This is a genomic window from Phormidium pseudopriestleyi FRX01 (assembly GCF_017313335.1).
Lineage (GTDB): Bacteria > Cyanobacteriota > Cyanobacteriia > Cyanobacteriales > Laspinemataceae > Laspinema > Laspinema pseudopriestleyi.
In genome coordinates, this window is the sequence record NZ_JAFLQW010000672.1 from 1 (window position 1) to 5607 (window position 5607).

Sequence of the window (5607 nt, forward strand, 5' to 3'; positions counted from 1 at the left end):
AGCAGATACGATAGAACGCTACATTAACGACCCTCATCATGGTTAGACTACAGTGTAGGCGGTTAAAACCGCTCGTGTGGGCTTTCCACCTCGGTCTGAAGACACGAGGCTACCAGCCCTACCGTGTTTCTCTGGTGTTAATATTAAGAGAGAACTTCCCTTGATACTTCACTCGGTATCCTTGTGACATCTAGGGAGAAAAGATTGAGAGAAAAGCCCCATTTTCTTATAAACTTCTATATCTCAACTTTAGAGTAGAGCCAGAAATGTAGCTCTGTCTGTTGCTCAGTTTTGTGAGGTCAAATTCGTGAGAGCCTTGGGCTGATTTAACATCTGCTTAAAGATAGGGACAGCCTGATATCTTGAGAGTTTAGGGGCTACTGGGCTCAGAAATTTTCGGGTTAATTCTGTGGAGTTGTTATGTCAGGGTTCTCTGATTTTGAAGCGGACTTATGATAGCATATTTTGAATCTTTTTGCCAAAATAAGCATTATCTTGACTTCATGTAATTTTGTATCGTTTTGTAGAGTTTTTTTGAGTTTTGATAGTTACATCTATCCGGAGAGGGATTCTATAGATAGAAGAACAAATCGTAGGGAAGATTTTAGGCAAAATTTCCTATAAAGACTCATCTGCGATCGCGATCTGGCTGTAAAAACATTCATTCTGTGTTTTTACAGCCAGAACCCTCAAATAGTTAAGTAGAATTACCTGAGCGCATACCGATGTACGCAACCGATTGGACTATCACCGAACGCAACTTTGATCCAGCCAACGAACCGGATCATCACGAAACAGTTTTTACGCTAGGAAATGGCTATCTTGGCACTCGTGGAACCTTCGAGGAAGGCTATCCGGGGGCGAAACCCGCCACCTTGATTAATGGCCTGTACGATAAGGTCGCGATCGTCCATACGGAACTGGCAAATTGTCCCGATTGGCTGCCGATGGTGGTATCTGTCGGTGGCGAATACTTCAGCCTCGATCGCGGCGAAATCCTGCACTACGAAAGGCAACTAGATATGCAACGAGGCATTCTCAGCCGCCAAATTCGCTGGCGCAGTCCCCAAGGAAAAACCCTCGACCTCCATTTTGAGCGGTTTACCAGCCTTGCAGACCACCATGTCGCCGCCATCCGACTCTCCGTTACCCCAGTTGATTTCTCCGATATTGTGGAAATCCAAGCGGGACTCGACGGACACCCGGACAACCAAGGAATCAAGCATTGGAAATGGATTAGTCAAGGGTTAACCCATGCCAACAGCGAGGAATCGACCCGTTCCTTACCCTTCTCCTTACTCCCATCAGAGTTTGATGGGGTGTGGATGCAGCTTTACACCGTACATAGTGGCATTGAATTGGGAATGGCAACTCAGCTTGATGTCAAAAATGGGAATCATGAAACCCTGCCGGTGTTTGCGATGACGACGCCGGGATATCCCACCCTCACCACCCGATTCACGGGTCACCGAGGCCAGACGGTCACTCTAGAAAAATTAGTGACAATCTACAGTTCCCAGGATACGGAGGCGCCGACTCAAGAGGCGATCGCCAAACTGAGTCAACTCAAAGACTACGAGACCCTGCGCGACGAACATACTGCCGCCTGGGCTCGACTCTGGGAACAATCCGATGTGGTTATCGAAGGGGACCTGAAAGCCCAACAGGCAATCCGTTATAGCCTGTTCCAATTGCTGCAAGCGGCACCCCATCATGATAGTCATGTCAGCATTCCCGCAAAAACGTTATCGGGTTTTGGTTACCGGGGTCACGTCTTTTGGGATACGGAAATCTTTTTACTGCCGTTTTTAAGCTACACCCAACCGGCGATCGCCCGGAATGCTCTCACCTACCGCTATCACACCCTCCCCGGTGCTCGTCGTAAAGCGGCAGATTCGGGGTATGAAGGGGCGATGTTTGCCTGGGAAAGTGCAGCGACCGGGGATGAAGTTACCCCCCGTTGGGTACCGGATGCCGAAGGCAAAGAATTGGTGCGGATTTGGTGTGGGGACATCGAACTGCACATCACCACGGATGTTGCTTATGCTGCCTGGAACTACTGGCAAATCACCGGGGACGATGGTTGGATGGTAGACTATGGCGCAGAATTAATTCTGGATACGGCAGTATTCTGGGGAAGTCGCGCCGAATGGAATGGCGATCGCAACTGTTATGAAATCCGTGATGTGATTGGACCCGACGAAAATCACGATCGCGTCAATAACAATACTTTCACCAACCGGATGATGCAATGGCATCTGGAAACCGCACAGCAGGTATTGAACTGGTTACAGGATTTCGCACCGCAGCAGGCACAGACACTGGTGCAGCAACTGGACCTCAATCCTGAACGCCTCGCACATTGGAATACCGTGATTGAGCGGATTTACTTGCCAACTCCTTCAGAAACCGGGTTAATTGAGCAATCGGAAGGCTTTTTCGCCCTCAAAGATGTGAATTTGGCCGATTACGAACCCCGTCAGCAATCGATGCAGGCGCTTTTGGGAATTGAGGCAACCAGTCAATGTCAGATTCTCAAGCAACCGGATGTGCTGATGTTGCTGTATCTGTTGGGCGATCGCTATGATACCCAAACCCTGCAAGCGAACTGGGATTATTACTGTCCCCGTACCGATCACGTTTATGGATCGAGTCTGGGTCCGGCAATCCATGCAGTGTTAGCGGCACAATTGGATAAACCGATGGAGGCATATCAACACTTCATGCGGGCGGCATTAGTAGACTTGGACGATGTGCGTGGTAATGCTTGTGAGGGGATTCACGCTGCCTCGACGGGAGGGGTGTGGCAAGCGATCGTGTTTGGATTTGCCGGAATTCATCTGACGGAACGGGGTCCGATCGCCAATCCTCACTTACCCCCAGGATGGACTCGTCTGAAGTTCAAACTGTCCTGGCGCGATCGCTGGTATGAGTTTGATATTAAACAGGAGGCGACTACGGTGGAGTCAGAGAAAACGACGTCTCGCTTGTCGGAAATTACGGCAACCGCTTTACGCCAGGGGTTACGCGGTGTCATCTTTGATTTGGATGGCGTCCTGACGGATACGGCAGAATACCATTATTTAGGCTGGAAGCAAGTGGCGGATGAGGAGGGTATTCCCTTCGATCGCGAGGCGAATGAAGCGATGCGCGGATTGGCACGTCGTGAGTCGCTGTTAACGTTGCTAGGCACTCGCCAGGTTTCCGAAGCAAAAATGCAGGAGATGATGGACCGCAAAAACCGTTACTATGTAGACCTAGTGGCGGAGATTGGTCCCCAGGATTTGTTACCCGGGGCGCTGGAGTTTTTGAAGGAACTGCAAGCGGCAGGAATTCAGGTGGCGATCGGTTCATCCAGCAAAAATGCTCATAAGGTGGTGGAACGCTTGGGAATTGGGCATCTTGTGCAGGCGATCGCCGATGGATATAGTGTATCGCGCTCAAAACCTGCCCCCGATTTGTTCCTCCATGCGGCGGACTTGGTAGGAATTCCTCCGGCACAATGTATTGTCTTTGAAGATGCCGACTCCGGGGTAGAAGCAGCGAAAGCAGCCGGAATGACGGCAGTCGGGTTAGGTCCCGTGGCACGGTTCCAGGATGCGGATTTGGTTCTGCCTTCCTTAGAGTATATCCAATGGACCGATTTGCTGGACAAACTCGCACAAACCATCCGGTTATCCTCGGAGTTGACGGCGATCGGCAAACCCATTGGTGCCGGTTCGGTGTAATTCAGGTTCCAGTTTTACGTTATAGCGGTTCGGTGGACCCATGAGGTACAGATATTTAGAGTAGTGCGAGCATCTTGCTCGCTATTACTCTAGCGAGCAAGATGCTCGCACTCCCCAAATGTACCTCATAACTGTGGGAAACGCTATAACTCTCGAATTGAATTAACTCTGTAAAGACACGGCAAAAAGGCCGTGTCTTTTTGTTGTAAAATTTCAACGCTAACCGTGCCAGGTTCAAGATTTTATGCTGCCGATTATTGAAACGATTCCCATTGTCCAACTCGCTTCAGGCGATCGCTTGTTTATCCAGGTTTATAAATTTATTGGAGACAATCCCACTAAAAAAGCCTATATAATGAAATGAAACCCAACATTAGCGCTCATAGGAAATAGGATCTATCCTGTTGGGTTTTTCTGTCGCTAAAAAATTAGGCTTGAAGAATTTGTGCTGCTGTTAATTGTAATTCCGGGAAAGCCAAAGACTCAACTCTTTCATCATCTCGAAATTGCTTCACTTCATACTCGCCATCGATTATATTATAAACCGAAATAGTCGGAGATTTAGGATTGCCAATAAAACGCCGACCACCTAAACCCAGATAGTCCACAATCCAGTATTCGGGGATGCCCATTAATTCATAATCCCCCGCCTTAATTAGATAATCTTTATGCCAATTGATACAAACTATTTTTACCAATAACCGCACTGAACTCCCTAGAGTAATAATAGACTCTTTTTGCCAACGGGGTTCCTTGCTTAATTGCTCTCGATCTAGGACAATAATATCAGGCTGATAACCCGACTCATCCTCCAAGGGTTTCAGCAAACAATCACCGGGAATAGAGTAAGGTAATTGTAGCCGTCTGATTTCAAAATGGATTTCACCCGTAATAAAACCCGTAATATTAGAGTGTGCACCCGTTCCTAAAGGCATTTCTACAATAGCTCCATTGTGTAATTCATATTTACAGGCGGCATTTTCTGGATACCAGGCTACAAATTCATCAAAGGAGATGGGTTTTGTAATAGTCTGAGTCATGGTTTGTTTACTCATGGGTAATTTAGGGATTGAATTTGAGATCGCCAATCTCAAAGCTCCATAAGGCTATGGGTTAGAGATGGATTCACCGTCTCATTTTAGCAAAGTTTCTCAGAGTGCAAGGCACGAACCTGGGGGTAAAGAAACCCGGTTTCTGGGTTGTGGGGTTAATAAAATAGAGAGGCTGTCTGTGGTGAGTGTGTGGCGATCGCGCTCACAACCAGTCCAGGCTGATCTCTCTCAGATTCAACAACTCCTCACCTGTTCCAGTGGGGAGAACAAATCCTCAACCCGTCGATTTGGTGGATGAGGGGTTTGTTTTGGGGTGCGAACCCGTGGCGGCACAGTTGCAGGAAACGGGACAAGAGAATCAGGCGGCCTTTCTGCGGAAAGTGGCGCAACAAGTGAATCAATGTCTGCTGAAATGATGAGGTGATGATAGATGCAAACCATTAAGATAGAAATTCCCATCGACTTAATTGAGCAAGGTGAGACAGCAGTCCTGAAGTCGAATTGCGGCGCGCCCATCCCCACCCTACGAGACTATAATTAAAAATTATAGACCGAGAAAACCCCAAGTCAATGACCCGATTTATCTACGACCAATTCACCAAACAATACATTCAGGAACTGTTAAGGCAATTAGGTCAAACTGAAACCAGCAAAACTATGGCTTCAGAACGGCGAGAAATTGACATATTTTTCACGCCTAACTCTGAAAACATCGCCGCTGCCAGTCACCTAGGCTTACTGGGAAGATTGGCGACAACTCCAGCGGTGTTTGAGCCCTTTAGCAATCCGGTTAAACCCAGAGAAATTCGCAGTTGTCTAGTTAAACT

3 protein-coding genes and 1 pseudogene are annotated in these 5607 nt (G+C 47.9%); 3 read left to right on the forward strand and 1 reads right to left on the reverse strand.

The annotated features are described in order from the left end of the window. Positions 1–725 precede the first annotated feature (725 nt). Positions 726–3728, forward strand: a complete 3003-nt coding sequence (pgmB, locus tag J0895_RS25170) for a beta-phosphoglucomutase (RefSeq protein WP_207090725.1) — start codon at positions 726–728, stop codon at positions 3726–3728. A 428-nt stretch (positions 3729–4156) separates the two neighbouring features. Here the strand turns inward: pgmB and J0895_RS25175 are convergent, their stop codons facing one another. After that, positions 4157–4768 carry a Uma2 family endonuclease gene (locus tag J0895_RS25175; RefSeq protein ID WP_207090727.1) on the reverse strand — a complete coding sequence of 204 codons (612 nt, stop codon included), beginning with the start codon at positions 4766–4768 and terminating at the stop codon, positions 4157–4159. 269 nt (positions 4769–5037) lie between these two features. On the opposite strand from J0895_RS25175, the gene J0895_RS25180 reads away from it, so the two are divergent. Both J0895_RS25180 and J0895_RS25185 read left to right on the forward strand, forming a co-directional pair. Continuing rightward, the gene (locus J0895_RS25180) at positions 5038–5196 is read left to right on the forward strand and encodes a hypothetical protein (RefSeq protein WP_207090726.1); all 159 of its coding nucleotides are present in this window, start codon (positions 5038–5040) and stop codon (positions 5194–5196) included. A 154-nt stretch (positions 5197–5350) separates the two neighbouring features. Continuing rightward, positions 5351–5607 (forward strand): annotated as a pseudogene (locus tag J0895_RS25185) (hypothetical protein); the annotation flags it as partial.